The organism is Sneathiella glossodoripedis JCM 23214, from assembly GCF_000616095.1.
Classification (GTDB): domain Bacteria; phylum Pseudomonadota; class Alphaproteobacteria; order Sneathiellales; family Sneathiellaceae; genus Sneathiella; species Sneathiella glossodoripedis.
Window position 1 is genome coordinate 1,497,416 of record NZ_BAMS01000001.1, and the last position, 16,286, is coordinate 1,513,701.

The window sequence follows — 16,286 nt, forward strand, 5'->3', positions numbered from 1 at the left end:
TAGCATTGTAAGAACCAATAATTCGAAAATCGCAAAAAATACGCATCAAGTTGAAAAGAGTTTTCACTGTCCTACTGTTAAAATAGCAGCAGGTTCGATGATTGGCTGGAGGGTGCCTGTGTTAAAACAATCCGATACAAATTCCGCAGTTGATAAGAGTTATCGGCTGAGCGATCGCTATGATCTGCAAACGGGCCGGGTTTTTATGACCGGAACACAGGCCCTCGCCCGTATTCCTCTGATGCAGAAGGCCCGTGATGAGGCCGCTGGCCTGAATACTGCCGGATTTATTGCAGGGTACCGTGGCTCGCCGCTCGGCATGGTGGATAAGGAGCTGTGGTCTATCAAGGATAGGCTTGCTGCAGCAAATATCGAATTTGTGCCGGCCGTCAACGAAGAATTGGCTGCAACCGCTGTATTAGGATCTCAGCAGGTGGAGATAGATCCCCACAAAACAGTCGATGGGGTATTCGGACTTTGGTACGGTAAAGGGCCGGGAGTAGATAGGGCGGGTGATGCGCTCAAACATGGTAATGCCTACGGGTCATCCCCGCATGGTGGTGTGCTGGTTGTAGCGGGTGATGATCATGGGAGCGTCTCCTCCTCCATGCCGCACCAGTCCGATGCGGCCTTTATCACTTTTTTCATGCCCATTTTGAACCCATCCAGTGTAGCTGAATATCTGTCCTTTGGTGAATATGGGTACGCGTTGTCCCGCTACAGTGGCATGTGGGTCGGCTTCAAAGCAGCAACAGAAACTGTTGAAAGTGCGATGAGCTTTGATTTGCCAGAACCACGTGTTTTTAAAGAACCTGACTTTGAAATGCCACAAGACGGCCTGCATTATCGTTGGCCGGATTTACCGGGCCCGCAGATTGAAGAACGGCTGGAAGCCAAAAAACACGCTGTTTTTGCCTTTTGCGAAGCTAATCCCATTGACCGGCATATTTACGAAGTGCCGGAAGCCAGATATGGAATTGTTACCACCGGCAAAGCACATCTGGATTTGATGGAAGCTTTGCGATTGCTGGGTATCGGAGAGGCCGAGGCCCGTTCGATCGGTATTGATATATATAAAATCGGTTTGGTCTGGCCACTTGCCAAACAGTCATCGCTTGATTTCGTTCGCGGTAAGACAGAAGTCCTTGTGATAGAGGAAAAGCGGGGAATTATTGAAAGCCAGTTTAAGGAATATTTCTATGATTATCCGGGGGATAAACCCCTTCGGATGGTTGGCAAAAATGACGAAAACGGGAACCGGTTAATCCCCTGGACAGGAGAATTGTCACCACTTCAGCTGGCAGGAATTGTCGCGAAAAGGCTGGACGGTGTTTTCCCCGAACTGAATTTGAGTGAACGAGCGATGGCTCTGCTGGCTCAGGAGGCTGTGTGCCTCAATACTCCCGGTGCGACACGGACCCCTTATTTTTGTTCCGGTTGTCCGCATAATCGATCAACGAAAGTACCAGAAGGATCGCAGGCTCTTGCCGGTATTGGGTGCCATTTCATGGCGAGTTGGATGAAACGCGACACCAATTACCTCATCCAGATGGGCGGTGAAGGAGTGAATTGGATGGCTAATTCCCGCTTTAACGGCGGACGCCATGTTTTTCAGAATTTAGGGGATGGAACCTATTATCACTCTGGACTGCTGGCTATTCGTCAGGCAATTGCCGCCGGTACAAATATTACCTATAAGATTTTATACAACGACGTTACAGCAATGACGGGCGGGCAGCCTGCGGATGGGCCAATCAGTGTGCCTTCGATTGCACATAGTCTGCGCGCGGAAGGGATTGATCGCATCGCTGTTCTTTCGAATAATATTGATCGTTTCAACCCGAGAGATTTCCCGGATCGGGTTACGTTTGATGACAGATCAGAGCTGGATTGGATACAGCGTGAATTACGGCAAATAAAGGGGGTGACGGCACTTATTTACGATCAACCCTGCGCAACTGAAAAGCGGCGCAAGATTAAGCGGGGACTTGTCGCGGAAACTCACAAACATGTCTATATCAATAAAGCTGTTTGTGAAGGGTGTGGTGACTGTTCTGTTGCGTCAAACTGCTTGTCAGTTGAGCCGGTGGAAACAGAATTTGGCCGAAAAAGGCAGATCAATCAAAATGCCTGCAATAAGGATTTTTCCTGTCTGGATGGTTTTTGTCCCAGTTTTGTAACGATTGAAGGGGGCAGGCGGCGCAGACCGGATGCTACTGCTGGAAATTCTGCTTTGCATGCCCATCTAGCAACATTGCCCAAAGAAGAACCTCCGGTTTTACAAAAACCATTTGATCTGATTGTCACAGGTGTCGGTGGTACAGGTGTTGTAACCGTTGGGCAGTTAATCACGATGGCAGCACATCTTGAGGGAAAAGGGGCATCCGTTCTGGATTTCATGGGATTTGCACAAAAATTTGGGCCTGTGATCAGTTATGTGCGCCTAGCATCCTCACCAGAAGACATCAATCAGGTACGGATTGATACCGGTCGGGCGGATGCGTTAATTGGCTGTGATCTGGTTGTTAGTACTTCACCAAAAGCATCTGCTGCTTATCGGCGTGGAAATACAAAGGGTGTCGTCAATATGGCAGCAATGCCAACAGGCGACTTTACTCTTAATCCGGATGCCGATTTACAGATGCAGACGCGTTACGACACACTGCGCGAGGTGTTGGCAGAAAACAGTTTGGCCAGGATTGATGCCAACCAAGCTGCTGTTCAGCTTTTGGGTGATAGTGTGTTTGCCAATATTCTGCTTCTGGCTTCGCCTGGCAGCAAGGCCTCGTCCCTGTAAGCCGCGAGGCATTAATGAGGGCGATTGAGTTAAATGGTGTCGCGGTTGATGCAAATAAAGCGGCTTTTGACTGGGGGCGCGTGTTGCATGAGAAGCCCGAGCTATTGACGCAAAAGACGGCTGTTAACCCTGAGATGGACCTGAAATCGATGCAGGATCGTCATCGGGATTTCCTGACGCAGTATCAGGACGAAAAATGGGCAGATAGATATGATGACTATTTGCACAATCTAAGTCAGCGACAGGTGAGTGATGAGTTTCTGAAAGCCGTATCAAAGTCGCTATTTAAGCTGATGACCTACAAAGATGAATATGAGGTGGCCCGCCTGCATAGTGACGCGTCATTTCAAGCGGAAATTGCCGCAGAGTTTGAAGGGGAGTATAAGGTCATTCATCACCTCGCACCGCCGTTTTTAGTCTCTGATTTGGATGAGAGGGGGCGGCCCAAAAAGAAATGTTTTGGCCCTTGGATACGTAAAGTCTTTCCAATGCTTGCCAAATTGAAATTTTTGCGGGGAACGGCTTTCGATCCTTTTGGATATCATAATGAACGTAAACTGGAACGCGAACTGATCGACTGGTACAAGGCACTGATAAGTGAAGTCGCGGACGGTTACACACCTGCGACTGCTCAAACCGCACTGAAAATTGCGAGTGCCCCCTTGCAGATTAAGGGTTATGGCGCAGTGAAACTTGCCAATATATCAAAAGTAAAGGCGCAGATCAGAGCCCTTCAGAAGGAAAGCAATGTATAGGTGGGCGCGGAAAAGTTTATGAGCTTGCCGGAATAAGGCGGAAAGTCAGTTCGTTCCCATCCTGATCATATCCAGAACCTTTTGACCCTTTTTGAGGTCCCAAAGCTTGGATAACGCCGACAGCGTTGGTGCCGTCTGTGCATTGCATTTTCCATTCGCCGCGATTGCCATTAGAAAATTTGAAGGACGCATCACATGTTTTTCCGGCAATTAATGAAATTGATTTCGCAGTTCCAACACTACCAACCTGCGTAACAGATATGGAAAATTCTTCGAGCGAGGAAAGAGTTTTTTCCCATTCCAAGAACAGGTCATAAGGTTGTGTGTTGGCTGAGTTTTGACTTTTGCTTACCGTGGCTTTTGGTTTTTGTTTTGTATTTTGACCGTTTTTCAGTTGTGCGTAGGCCAATCGGAAATCAGCTGGAACTTTCAAGACATTTACATCATCATGGTCAACGGTTTGACAGGTGCAGTTAAGACTTTTTTGCCGTTTTGCGTTCTCGCAACCGTTAGTCGCTGACAATTCGGCGTAGTTCCAATCTCTGTGGCTGCCAAAGGAGGCCCATTTGTGTCTCACGGTTACTGCATCTGTATCCCATATGAGGCAAGCTGAGATTGCTTTGTGGGCCTTGTGCATTCCATCGCGGTAAGGAATGGTTTGTCCTTTTCGGAATTGGGAGCCCGCATGTGTGTGCGTAACCTGACTTGAGAGAAAACGGTTCATAAGCTGGTCATAAAAAATCTGGGAAACGATATCCTGTGTATTGCCAGCTTGCCTGCCACTTTCTTGCTGTTGTGTAACACAAGATGTCAAAACCAATACCAGAGTGGTTGCCAGTAACCGCATTTAATCCCCCCAAAGATAGTAATTATTTTTATTTATAATCATAATAAGGGCAAAATTTGTAAGTGTATATATGGTATTTGAAATGTTGGGTGGCGCGGGGGTAAAAAAGCGTGGAGTTTGCAGGGTGTGCCCCCTATATATTGGGGGACCCGAACTGTAGGGTGCGATGACAAGTTGAGGGGGAGCATGGTTGCCATGTCCATGTCTACTGCTAGCGCTGAAGAGCGAAAAAAGCCTGCCTATATCGTTGATGAAAATCTGATAGACAACAAATATCTGAAAGACGCACTGATCCGCAATAAGCGCGAAGGGTTGGAGATGGCCGTTAAGGCTCGTTTCTTTGCGTTGATTGTTGTGGCGTTGCTTGCCATCTTTCTCGTTCAGGACTGGTCGGTTTTATATTATTTGTTCCTGATCGCCCTGTTTATGCTTAATGGTTGGGCGCAGTTAAAAATCGGGCGTGTGGGGCGATCGCGAAAAGAGCTGTTATTGTTGTTTGTGGACATAACACTGATGGGCATAACAGTGGGTGTTCCCAACCCGTTTCAGGATGAACTGTGGTCGTTTGCCATGCAGTATAAATATGCAAACTTCCCGTATTTTTATATTGTTTTAGCGGGTGCGACCCTGATTTATTCGTGGCGTACGATGTTTGCCGTTGCATGGTACACTTTGTTCATTTGGGTAGGGGTATATGTTTGGGCGTTTTTCGAAGCACCAATTTTGCCAGAGATTTCAGCCCAAATGGGTTTGCTGCTCGCTGATTACCCGCATATTTGGGAAATGGTTGATCCCAACAGCGTCAATCTGCATCAGAGAGTTCAGGAAATTGTCGTTTTCATCATCATTACAGGTATCCTTGGGTTAAATAGCTGGCGATCAAACCGGTTGCTAGAGCGTCAGGCAGAGGCCGCCCGAGAGAGGGCTAATCTAGCGCGATATTTTGCGCCCAGCCTTGTGGAGCATCTGGCGGAGAGGGATGATCCATTGGGTGAAGTCAGATCGCAATCAGTTGTCGTGATGTTTGTGGATATAGTCGGCTTCACCAAGATGGCAGAGCATGATGAGCCAGGCAGGGTGGTGCAGTTTCTAAGAGAATTTCATGGCCGCATGGAAACAGCCGTATTCGATCACAAAGGAACGCTGGATAAGTTCTTGGGCGATGGCTTGATGATCACTTTTGGAACACCAACAACCACGCCAGATGATGCGAAAAATGCCCTTCAGTGTGCGATTGCCATGCAGAGAACCATGGATGAGTGGAATGCTGTCCGATCCGAAATGGGACTTGCACAAGTCAAGCTTTCCATCGGAATTCACTGCGGTGACGTTGTTTTGGGTGATATTGGGTCCGAGCGGCGTATGGAATTTGCGGTTCTGGGTGATGTTGTCAATGTCTCAAGCCGGCTTGAAAGTCTGACAAGGGAGATCGGCGCAAGCATCATCGCCAGCCAGCATGTTGTTGAGGCGGCGGGAGAGACACTTGCAGTAGATGCTGGCTATCAACTGATTGGATCGAAGGAAATTCGCGGTCGCGATGAGCCTGTTACCATCTGGGCAGTTCAGCGCGATACTTAACCAAAATTCATATCGGCAACAAACGGATTGGATTGCCGTTCCTGGCCGAAGGTAGACATGTTCCCATGCCCGGGGACAAAGGCGATGTCATCGCCCAGTGGCCATAACTTGTTGCGAATTGAGTTAATCAGGTCTTCATGGTTGCCTTGGGGGAAATCTGTCCTGCCGATGGAGCCTTGAAACAGGACATCCCCAACAATTGCGACACGGTCGTTCTTGCTGATGAAAACTACGTGGCCCGGTGTATGGCCGGGACAATGAACAACATCAAGCTCTACCTTCCCGACAGTTACAGTGTCTCCATCATTGAGCCAGCGATCCGGTGTAAAGGCGTAAGAAGGCGGAAAGCCGTAGCGAGCACATTGTTCGGGTAGCTGGTCAATCCAGAATTTATCCGCCTTGTGCGGCCCTTCAACGGGTACATCCAGCTTTTCGCGCAGTTCCTGCGTGCCGCCAGCATGATCCAGGTGGCCGTGGGTGATTAGAATTTTTTCAATTTCCACCTTTTGCTCTTCTGCAGCACCAAGAATATGCTCAAGGTCGCCGCCCGGGTCAATGACAGCAGCTTTCATGGTTTCCTCACACCAGATGAGCGAGCAATTTTGCGCAAAGGGAGTTACAGGTATTATTAATGCTTTCATGAAAAACCTCGGCACACCGTAATAGTGTCACTGCTATTGTTGTTGTTCTGTATGTGGGGGTTATAGCAAGAATTGCCAGTCTTGACCACCGCTAGCGAAGGCTGGATTTCACACCTTCAGAGAGTATCCATTCGCGAACCGCGCAAAGGCTCTTGTTCGTTAGTCTGTTGGTTGGGGTGACAACCTGAAAAGGAAAGCGCGATAGGCGGGAGGAGCCGAATAATTTAACAAGCCGCCCCTTTTTGACGTCTTCGTCAATCAGGACATCAATACCCATAGCAACTCCGATACCCTCCATCGCGGCATGAAGGGCGATGTCAGCGCTTTCAAAATTGAGCCCTGCATTGCCGTCAATATCCGTAATTCCAGCGTGTTTAAGCCATCTGGGCCAATCGGTTGGGCGCGGGCTTTCATGTAGCAGGGTAACGTTGGCAAGATCGGACGGGGATTGGATCTTCTTGGCAAGCTCCGGACTGCAGACAGGAAAGGTTGCGACATCCATCAGTTTGTCGATTTGAAACCCTTTGCGGGTATCGCCTTCGCGAATGACCTGAATGGATATATCAAAACTTTCCTCTTCGAAATCTGCAGGGTTGAGTGAGGTTGTGAGCTGAATATCCAGATCCGGAAACACTTCATGCAGGGCTGCCCATCTGGGAATAAGCCAGCGAATGGCAAATGTCGGGTAGACGCAAATGGAAATTTTGTTGCGTCTGGGCTCCGCTTTCAATCGTTGGGAGGCAGCGGAAATTTTCTGCAACGAGGGAGCAATTTCGGAAAGGTACTGACGACCGACTGCGGTCAGGGTGACCCGCTTGTGAGCGCGATGAAAAAGAGGGCGTCCCAGATAGTCTTCAAGGGCCTGTATCTGCCGGCTGACCGCGCCCGGGGTTACGTTGAGTTCCTCGGCGGCCTGATTAAAGCTGAGATGTCTGGCTGCTGCTTCGAAAGAGCGAAGTCCGGCAGCGGAAGGCAGATATAACATTGCATGGCTCTTGATTGAGAAAAAATCAATTATAATCCGATGATTTATCGTTTGTCCATTGTTCTTACAACCGTCACAATGCGTGAAAAATAATCAAGAATAAAAATTCACCTAAATTAAGGAAACAGCAATGACTTTTTATCAAAGCAGCGCGGAATTTAAACCACAGTCACTATCAGACTGGGTGGCACCGGATTGCCACGGCTTGAATTTCTTTGAGATTGACACGTCCTTGCAAGGATTGCTCAAATGCTATCTTGATGAAGATATGCGCAATCATATGTCGCCGCATTTTGCGAAACTGGGTGAAATTGCCGGCAATGAATTGGATGACTGGTCTCGTCAGTCAGACAAACACCAGCCAAAACTGCATCAACGTGATGCGCGTGGTCGCGATGAAGACTGGATCGAATTTCATCCACCTATCGGAATATGGAAAAAGTGGCCTTTGAACAGTTTGGCCTGCATGCGATGACAAACCGCGCCGGTGTTCTGGGACTGGATAAAAAAGCCCCTCAGATTGTGAAGTATATTTTCCAGTATCTGTTCGGTCAGTCCGAGTTTGGACAGCTTTGTCCCATTTCAGCAACAGAAACAACAGCAATGCTGATTAACCGGTATGCCGATGAGGAGACACGGGCCAAGCTGTTTGATCGGATGGTTCTGCAAGATACAGAAAATATGCTTAAAGGCGCTCAGTTCATGACCGAAAAAACCGGCGGATCTGATGTGTCAAACATTGCTCTGCAGGCTCGTAACGAAAATGGAACATGGAAGCTTTACGGTGAGAAATGGTTCTGTTCCTGCGCGGATGCGGATGTTGTTCTGCTCCTCGCGCGGCCAGAGGGTGCACCGGATGGAAATGCCGGTTTGGGCCTGTTCGCCCTGCCAAGGCGGCTTGAAGATGGCACACGCAACTCATATCGGATTGTGCGTTTGAAAGATAAGCTGGGTTCCAAGTCCATGGCATCTGGTGAGATCATTTTTGACGGTGCGACAGTTTATCCACTGGGCGAAGTGGGACCACATGCCAACCGTGGCTTGAAGATGATGATGGATCAGGTGAATATGTCTCGCCTCAGCCATGGTGTTCGGGCCTCGTCCATGATGCGTCGTTGTCTGAATGAGGCATTGGCCGTTGCCGGTTATCGCCGTGCGTTTGGCAGCAAGCTGATTGAAAAACCATTGCTGCGCCGTCAATTGATGAAGTTGATGGTTCCAACAGAACAATCCCTGTCCATGTACATGTATACTGCGGTTATGCTGGAAAAAGCGGAAGCAGGTGATGAAGAAGCTGCCAAGGTTACCCGGATACTGACACCGTTATTGAAATACCGGACAGCGCGGGACAATGTGAAAGTTGCAACCGGTGCAATGGAAGTGCGCGGTGGTAACGGATATATTGAAGACTGGGTCAATGCGAAGATGGTTCGCGATTCCCATCTGGGCGTTTTGTGGGAGGGAACTTCCAACATTAACTCGCTGGATGTGATTAATCGTGCTGTTGCCAAAGTTGGCGCTCACGAAGCGCTGGGCGAGGCGATGAATGATCTGCTGGAGCAGGATAACAACTTGCCTGGGCAGTATGCCGGTCAGCTCAAATCAGTGGTGTCAAAAGCAGTTGATTTCGCAGGCAAAGTAGCGCGCGAAGGTAAGGAAACTCTGGCTCGACGCGCTTCAAGTGCACTTTATCACACCGTTACAGCGAGCCTGATGGCGACAGAAGGTGCCAAATTGGGTGCCGAGGGCGGAGATGCCCGGCGTTTGCTGCTGTCGCGGATGGTTCTGGATCGCAGGCTGGGTACAGATGATCCGTTCTCAATGGAAAATGGTGACTTTGATCGCCTCGCTACTGATGCACTGCTGTCCGGCGAGCCTGTCAGTCTGGATCGTGCAATGGAAATTCTTTCCAAGTAGTTGGGTGCAAGGTGGGTGAGTGAGATATGTTTTTTGCCAAGACACTAAAAGATCGCGCAGATCGTGAACTGGAAGATTGGGTAGCACCGGATTGTCACGGGCTGAACTTCTTCGATATTGATCATAGTCTGCAAAGTGTGATGGAGTTATATCTTCCTGACGATTTGAGGGAGCATATGACACCGGTTCTTAGAGAATTGGGGGAGGTTGCTGGCAACCGTCTCGATGAGCTGGCAAGAATATGTGATCGCCACCCACCGGTGCTCCACCCACGTGATGCACGGGGCCGGGATGAGGAGTGGATTGAATTCCATCCCGCTTACAAAGAAATGGAAAAAATCGCCTATGGGGATTTTGGTATCCATTGTATGTCCCATAAAGCAGGGGTACATGGCTGGCCTGAGAAAATACCGCCGATGGCCAAGTATATTTTTACCTATTTGTTTGTGCAGGCGGAATTTGGCCTGATGTGTCCGATCTCTGTGACGGATACGTCTTACGGGCTGCTTGCCAAGCATGGTCCGAAGGAGGCGATGGACAAATTCGGCTGGCAGATGCTGAGTCAGAATATGGATGAGATCCATATGGGGGCCCAGTTCATGACAGAAAAAGTTGGGGGATCCGAGGTTGCCAATTTTGAAGTGACCGCCCGTTTTGAAGATGGTCATTGGCGATTGTACGGGGATAAATGGTTCTGCTCCTGCGCGGGGGCGGAAGTGGCATTGGTGCTTGCCCGCCCGGAAGGTGCGCCGAAGGATAATTCCGGCCTGGCGATTTTTGCAGTGCCACGACATCTTGAAGATGGCAGCCGCAACAAGTATCGCTTCGTCAGGCTCAAAGATAAAATGGGCACTAAGTCCATGGCATCGGGAGAAGCAAAATTTGAAGGCGCAATTGGATATGCGTTTGGTGATGTAGGTGCGAAGAAGAACCCGGGCCTTCGCCAGATGATGGATCAGGTTGTGATGTCACGCTTAAGTCACGGCGTGCGGGCAGCGGGCATGATGCGTAGATGCTTGAACGAGGCTTTGGTTACAGCGCAGAACCGAGAAGTATTTGGTGAGCCGATTATTGAAAAGCCACTATTGCGCCGTCAGTTGATGAAAATGATGCTCCCGACGGAGCAGTCATTATCCATGTTCCTGCATGTGGCAAATCAGCTGCATAAGGCGGATGCGGGTGACAAACAGGCAGAGCGGCTGAACCGGATATTAACCCCGCTTTTGAAATTCAGAACCTGTCGCGACAATGTGGATGTTGCTGGAGGCGCGTTGGAAATCCGCGGCGGCAATGGTTTTATCGAAGATTGGGTAAATCCGCGGCTTGTTCGAGACGCTTACACAGGTTTGCTGTGGGAGGGAACTTCCAATATTAACGCGCTTGATATTACCACCCGGGCAATAGCCAAAACCCACGCACATGAAGATCTTGCAAACGATCTGATAGAACGCTTGGATGAGGCCGAAGGGTTGCCCGGTCAGTTTGCGGGTGAACTTAAAGGTTTGGTTGGCCGTGCAAAATCCTTCGCCGAAAAAATAGCGATGTCAGGAAATGAGATATTAGCGCGTCAGGCGTCCAATGCGCTTTATCATGCAACGACGGCAACGCTGTTTGCAGAAGAAGGCGCAAAGCTGGGCCGAGCTGGTAAAGATGCCCGTCGTTTGCTGTTGTCCCGCTTTGTACAGGACACAAAACTGAAACCCAGTGACCCTCTAGCTGTTGGAGAAACACGTTTTGAGGTTGAGGCGGGTAATCGGCTTCTTGATACGAAGCCTGTGTCGTTGGAAGAAGCAACGGACCTATTGCAGCTTTAAGTCCTGAATTCTTAAAAATCTATTTTGCAAGCCTGCTTTGATATCTGTGACAATATGTCGCCACAGATATCAAGGTAGGCTTATTTCTATTTAAGTTGCTGAAAAATATAGATTTTTTTTGTTTGCTTCCGACCGATAGTCAGTTGCGACAGCACCTGCGACATCCCGACACATTGCTGATTGCCAAGCTTAAGGCGCATGGTTGATGCGTGGAAAATTGGGGAAAGGATGGATGTCATGGTTTACCAGGCAGTTGCACCAGATACACATGCAGATCGTAAAATTCGCAGCAGATCATTTACATTTGATGCGGGGAATTCCCTTCAGCCAAAAACCAACTACTGCGCTTCTTGTGCCGCCCACAAACAGGCAATTTGCGCCAGATTGCAAGGGCGGGAGCTGGAAGCATTTTCAGCAAGCAGTACTCATCATGTCTTCAAACCTGGTCAGATGATTTTTAGTGAATTTGACGATGCGCTGACTGTTTATACCGTTGTGTCAGGGGATGTCAGGTTGTCGCGTATGCTGGATGACGGACGTCGCCAGATAACCAGTTTCAAATCCAAAGGGGATTTTATCGGCTTAAGTACCAGCGGGCATTACACTAGTGATGCCGAAGCAATCAATGACGTGGTTGTCTGTCAGTTTACTGCACATGCGCTGAAAAACTCACTGGAAGAGTTTAATGCGCTGCAAAGCCGGCTTATGGAAATGATGCAGGAAGAAATGATGACGTTGCAGGATCATATGGTCGTGCTGGGCCGGAAAACACCGGTGGAAAAAATCGCCAGTTTTCTTATGGAACGTGTCAGGAGAGTCATTGATACAGACTTGGAAGAGATCACCGGTGAGGTTGCCATAACCCTTCCCATGACGCGAGCTGACATTGCAGACTTTCTGGGACTGACGATTGAAACTGTCAGCCGGACATTTACCAAGCTTCGTAAACAGGGCCTCATCGAGCTTAAAAGCGCCCATGATATTTCCATTACAGACCTTTACGGGCTCGAATTGCTCGCAAGTTCTGCGCATTGAGGGGAAGTGAAATGATTACGGCACTCGCAGAAAAATATAATGCGCCTGTTCCTCGTTACACCAGTTACCCAACGGCACCGCATTTTCGTCCGGTCGAAGACGCTGATTTTTATTCGGATTGGTTGCGACGGCTGGACCCGTCAGAGCCTCTCTCCCTTTATCTGCATGTGCCGTTTTGCAAAGAAATGTGTTGGTACTGTGGTTGCAACACCAAGGTCACGCGCAAATATGATCCTGTTGCGGATTATGCGGCAGCTTTACGCAGAGAGATCGCCTTGATCGCAGAGCAGTTGCCGGATCGTTTTACAGTGTCACATATTCACTGGGGAGGAGGAACCCCGTCCATCCTGTCGGCAGAAGATTTTGAAGCGACAATGGGCTTGCTTGGTGATCTATTTGACTACACCCCAAATGCTGAGAGGGCAATTGAAATTGATCCGCGCACAGCAGACCCTGAAAAGATCGCTGTGCTGGCACGTTCGGGTATCAATAGGGCAAGTCTTGGCATTCAGGATTTCAGTCACAAAGTTCAGGCGGCGATAAATCGGGTACAATCGTTTGGATTGACGTATCAGGTAGTGAAAGCCTTACGTGCTAATGGCATTGAGCAACTTAATTTTGATCTGATGTACGGTTTGCCTCATCAGGATGTCGCGGCATTGCGAAAAACGATCGAGCTGTCACACGAGCTGCGCCCAAATCGAATTGCTCTTTTTGGATATGCTCACGTTCCCTGGATGAAATCGCATATGAAAATGATCAACGAAGCAGACTTACCCAGTGGATCAGAGCGGGCCGAACAGGCTCTTGTTGCGGCTGATTGCTTGAAAGAGCTGGGATATGTTCAGATTGGCTTGGATCATTTTGCGAGGCCTGATGATCCTATGGCTATTGCACTTGGAATGAATAATCTGAAGCGTAATTTTCAGGGTTATACGACGGATAGTGCACAAAATCTCATTGGTCTGGGTGCATCTTCAATTGGGATGTTGCCGCAAGGATATGTTCAGAATGTCACCAGTGTACATGAGTACAAAAGGGCTGTTGCAAATAAGGGGTTACCCATTGCAAAAGCGGTGGCGGTTACCGAGGACGACCGTATTCGGCGGTATATTATTGAACGCTTGATGTGTGATTTGTCCGTTGATTTTGCTGAGGTGGAGACGCGCAATAATCTGCCAAGTGGCAGTTTTCAAACTGAGCTGGAAGCTCTTTCGATACTGGCAGAAGACGGATTGTTGTCCTTGAAGGGGGCAAAGATTGAAATCACGGAAACGGGCCGATTTCTTGTTCGAACCATCTGTGCTGTTTTCGACACGTATCTTGGCAAAGGGGCCGGGCAGCATTCGAGAACAATTTAGTAAAATATAATATATATATGTACTTTGGCTGTTGTAGCTTTAATCGGAAAAATTTGGGAAATCAGCGAAGGAATTGACTGAAGTCAATGTGTAAATCCCGCGGTGCTGGCAATCTCGGCTCAGGGAGTGGATGGCCGTCCTAATCATGGGGCGTGTTTCCCCAATTTGATCAATATATCTAACGACGGATGACTGGTATGAACCTGTTATGGATAGCCTTTTCGATCATCGGAGCCATTGTTGGTCTTCTGCTTTCAGCGAAAGCAGTTGATCAGGGAATGATGATCCATGGCATGACGTTTGCGATTGCATCGGTGATTGCAGCTTATGCGCTGATTTCTCAACATTACAATTCCCGACCTGCGGTGGTGGATCAGTCAGGTGGACCTGATTACAACTTGGCGATTGTCAAATATGGAGTGATCGCTTCCATGTTTTGGGGCGTGGTTGGATTTCTTGTGGGCGTTGTGATCGCGTTTCAGCTATCATTTCCGGTGCTCAATCTTGATTTACCCTGGACTACTTTTGGTCGTTTGCGGCCATTGCATACCTCCGCTGTTATATTCGCTTTCGGTGGGAACGTGCTTTTGGCGACCTCTTTTCATGTGGTGCAACGGACTTGCCGGACGCGACTGGCGGGAACATTTTCGCCGTGGTTTGTGTTTTGGGGGTACCAGCTATTTATTGTTCTGGCAGCGAGCGGATACGTTCTTGGTATCACACAGGGTAAAGAATATGCGGAACCGGAATGGTATGTTGATATCTGGCTGACATTGGTCTGGGTAGTTTATCTGATGGTTTTTCTGGCAACCCTGTGGAAGCGTCAGGAAAAGCATATCTACGTGGCAAACTGGTTCTATCTGGCCTTCATCATCACGGTTGCAATGCTGCATGTGGTGAATGCGTTGGCTATCCCGGTTAGCCTGACAGGCGTTAAAAGCTACTCGTTATTTGCGGGCGTTCAAAGTGCCTTGACCCAGTGGTGGTACGGCCACAACGCCGTTGGATTTTTCCTGACGGCAGGGTTTTTGGGAATTATGTATTATTTCATTCCCAAGCGGGTAAACCGTCCGGTTTATTCCTATCGGCTGTCCATCATTCACTTCTGGGCATTGATCTTTCTATACATTTGGGCGGGGCCGCATCATTTGCATTACACCGCCCTTCCAGACTGGTCACAAACCCTTGGAATGACTTTTTCCATCATGCTGTGGATGCCATCCTGGGGCGGTATGATTAACGGCTTGATGACCCTATCGGGGGCCTGGGATAAATTGCGAACCGATCCCGTTGTGCGCTTCCTTGTAACCTCTGTTGCTTTTTATGGCATGAGCACATTTGAAGGCCCGCTTATGTCCATTAAGGAAGTAAACGCGCTTAGCCATTATACAGATTGGACAATCGGTCATGTGCATTCAGGTGCTCTTGGTTGGGTTGCCTATATCAGCTTCGGTGCCCTGTATTTTCTGGCGCCAGTCGTATGGAAGCGCAAATCACTTTATTCTGACAAGCTGGTGTCCTGGCATTTCTGGATTTCCACCATTGGTATCCTTCTTTACATCACGGCGATGTGGGTATCCGGTATCATGCAGGGCCTGATGTGGCGTGCATATGATGCCTTTGGTTTCCTTGAATATTCTTTCAGCGAAACAGTGGAGGCCATGCATCCCTTCTATGTCATTCGAGCTCTTGGCGGTGTCCTGTTCCTGATCGGATCACTGATCATGGTCTACAACCTGTGGCGAACAGCCAAAGGGGATGTCCGTAGCGAAGAGAAAGATGAGCTTATTCTCAATCCAGAAGTAGCGGTTGCGAGGTAAGGGATATGTTTAGTCACAAAATTATTGAGAAAAATTCGATCCTTATGCTCGTACTGACATTAATTGTCGTATCCATCGGCGGGTTGATTGAAATCGTACCACTGTTTTATCTGGAAAGTACGATTGAAAAGGTAAAAGGCGTGCGACCCTACAGCCCACTGGAGCTGGCGGGTCGGAACATCTACATCCGAGAAGGGTGTTACAATTGTCATAGCCAGATGATCCGCCCTTTGAGGGACGAAGCTGAACGCTATGGTCATTATTCGCTTGCGGCAGAGAGCATGTATGATCATCCGTTTCAGTGGGGATCAAAACGCACCGGGCCTGATCTGGCACGAGTGGGCGGGCGTTATTCAGATGAATGGCATGTGACACATATGCGGAACCCGCAAAGTGTTGTGCCTGAAAGCGTAATGCCAGCTTATTCATTTCTGGAAAAAACTGAACTTCGCGTTCCCGATATTACGGCTGATCTTGTGGCTCATCGGATGATGGGTGTGCCTTACAGTGATGAAATGATTGAGAATGCCAAAGCTGACTTAAAGGCTCAGGTTGATCCAGATGCTGATAACGTGGATGGTTTGCTGGCCCGTTATCCAAAGGCACAGGTTCGGGATTTTGACGGTAATCCAAAATTACTGTCCGAACTGGATGCATTGATTGCGTATCTGCAGATGCTTGGCACGCTGGTTGATTTTACCAGCTATGAGCCAGAGCAAAATAATCGATAGGAGGA

Annotated in this window: 11 protein-coding genes and 1 pseudogene; 9 read left to right on the top strand and 3 right to left on the bottom strand. The window is 48.8% G+C overall.

Annotated elements, in window-relative coordinates:
* Positions 1 to 97 precede the first annotated feature (97 nt).
* A pseudogene (locus tag JCM23214_RS19620) lies at positions 98 to 3,552 on the top strand (indolepyruvate ferredoxin oxidoreductase family protein).
* Positions 3,553 to 3,568: 16 nt separating this feature from the next.
* On the opposite strand, the gene JCM23214_RS07485 reads toward JCM23214_RS19620, so the two are convergent.
* Positions 3,569 to 4,399 (bottom strand): hypothetical protein, encoded by an 831-nt coding sequence (locus JCM23214_RS07485; RefSeq protein ID WP_025898418.1) that lies wholly within the window; start codon positions 4,397 to 4,399, stop codon positions 3,569 to 3,571.
* A 126-nt stretch (positions 4,400 to 4,525) separates the two neighbouring features.
* On the opposite strand from JCM23214_RS07485, the gene JCM23214_RS07490 reads away from it, so the two are divergent.
* A complete protein-coding gene (locus JCM23214_RS07490) occupies positions 4,526 to 5,977 on the top strand; it encodes an adenylate/guanylate cyclase domain-containing protein (protein ID WP_148301788.1) in 1,452 nt (483 codons plus the stop codon).
* Here JCM23214_RS07490 and JCM23214_RS07495 read toward each other — a convergent pair.
* Positions 5,974 to 6,618 carry an MBL fold metallo-hydrolase gene (locus JCM23214_RS07495; protein ID WP_025898420.1) on the bottom strand — a complete coding sequence of 215 codons (645 nt, stop codon included), beginning with the start codon at positions 6,616 to 6,618 and terminating at the stop codon, positions 5,974 to 5,976. The genes JCM23214_RS07490 and JCM23214_RS07495 overlap by 4 nt on opposite strands.
* Before the next feature lie 91 nt (positions 6,619 to 6,709).
* The gene (gene gcvA / locus JCM23214_RS07500; protein ID WP_025898421.1) at positions 6,710 to 7,603 is read right to left on the bottom strand and encodes a transcriptional regulator GcvA; all 894 of its coding nucleotides are present in this window, start codon (positions 7,601 to 7,603) and stop codon (positions 6,710 to 6,712) included.
* Positions 7,604 to 7,733: 130 nt separating this feature from the next.
* On the opposite strand from gcvA, the gene JCM23214_RS24200 reads away from it, so the two are divergent.
* The 7 genes from JCM23214_RS24200 to ccoO all read left to right on the top strand — a co-directional run bounded on the left by JCM23214_RS24200 (position 7,734) and on the right by ccoO (position 16,281).
* Positions 7,734 to 8,078 (top strand): hypothetical protein, encoded by a 345-nt coding sequence (locus JCM23214_RS24200; RefSeq protein WP_199899387.1) that lies wholly within the window; start codon positions 7,734 to 7,736, stop codon positions 8,076 to 8,078.
* Positions 8,045 to 9,520 carry an acyl-CoA dehydrogenase family protein gene (locus JCM23214_RS19625; RefSeq protein WP_199899388.1) on the top strand — a complete coding sequence of 492 codons (1,476 nt, stop codon included), beginning with the start codon at positions 8,045 to 8,047 and terminating at the stop codon, positions 9,518 to 9,520. Before JCM23214_RS24200 ends, JCM23214_RS19625 begins: the two co-directional genes overlap by 34 nt.
* A gap of 26 nt (positions 9,521 to 9,546) precedes the next feature.
* A complete protein-coding gene (locus JCM23214_RS07510) occupies positions 9,547 to 11,334 on the top strand; it encodes an acyl-CoA dehydrogenase family protein (RefSeq protein ID WP_025898422.1) in 1,788 nt (595 codons plus the stop codon).
* 237 nt (positions 11,335 to 11,571) lie between these two features.
* Positions 11,572 to 12,369 (top strand): helix-turn-helix domain-containing protein, encoded by a 798-nt coding sequence (locus JCM23214_RS07515; RefSeq protein WP_159104316.1) that lies wholly within the window; start codon positions 11,572 to 11,574, stop codon positions 12,367 to 12,369.
* An 11-nt stretch (positions 12,370 to 12,380) separates the two neighbouring features.
* The gene (gene hemN / locus JCM23214_RS07520) at positions 12,381 to 13,730 is read left to right on the top strand and encodes an oxygen-independent coproporphyrinogen III oxidase (protein WP_025898424.1); all 1,350 of its coding nucleotides are present in this window, start codon (positions 12,381 to 12,383) and stop codon (positions 13,728 to 13,730) included.
* 197 nt (positions 13,731 to 13,927) lie between these two features.
* On the top strand, positions 13,928 to 15,550 hold the full coding sequence (ccoN, locus tag JCM23214_RS07525) for a cytochrome-c oxidase, cbb3-type subunit I (protein ID WP_025898425.1): 1,623 nt from the start codon (positions 13,928 to 13,930) through the stop codon (positions 15,548 to 15,550).
* 5 nt (positions 15,551 to 15,555) lie between these two features.
* Positions 15,556 to 16,281 carry a cytochrome-c oxidase, cbb3-type subunit II gene (ccoO, locus tag JCM23214_RS07530; RefSeq protein ID WP_025898426.1) on the top strand — a complete coding sequence of 242 codons (726 nt, stop codon included), beginning with the start codon at positions 15,556 to 15,558 and terminating at the stop codon, positions 16,279 to 16,281.
* Positions 16,282 to 16,286: the final 5 nt, after the last annotated feature.

Bases quoted from the DNA above. Each gene is read 5' to 3' on its own strand.
- JCM23214_RS07495 (WP_025898420.1), bottom strand. From the start codon at position 6,618: ATGAAAGCATTAATAATACCTGTAACTCCCTTTGCGCAAAATTGCTCG.
- JCM23214_RS07515 (WP_159104316.1), top strand. From the start codon at position 11,572: ATGGTTTACCAGGCAGTTGCACCAGATACACATGCAGATCGTAAAATT.
- gcvA (WP_025898421.1), bottom strand. From the start codon at position 7,603: ATGTTATATCTGCCTTCCGCTGCCGGACTTCGCTCTTTCGAAGCAGCA.
- JCM23214_RS07510 (WP_025898422.1), top strand. From the start codon at position 9,547: ATGTTTTTTGCCAAGACACTAAAAGATCGCGCAGATCGTGAACTGGAA.
- ccoO (WP_025898426.1), top strand. From the start codon at position 15,556: ATGTTTAGTCACAAAATTATTGAGAAAAATTCGATCCTTATGCTCGTA.
- JCM23214_RS07485 (WP_025898418.1), bottom strand. From the start codon at position 4,399: ATGCGGTTACTGGCAACCACTCTGGTATTGGTTTTGACATCTTGTGTT.
- hemN (WP_025898424.1), top strand. From the start codon at position 12,381: ATGATTACGGCACTCGCAGAAAAATATAATGCGCCTGTTCCTCGTTAC.
- ccoN (WP_025898425.1), top strand. From the start codon at position 13,928: ATGAACCTGTTATGGATAGCCTTTTCGATCATCGGAGCCATTGTTGGT.
- JCM23214_RS24200 (WP_199899387.1), top strand. From the start codon at position 7,734: ATGACTTTTTATCAAAGCAGCGCGGAATTTAAACCACAGTCACTATCA.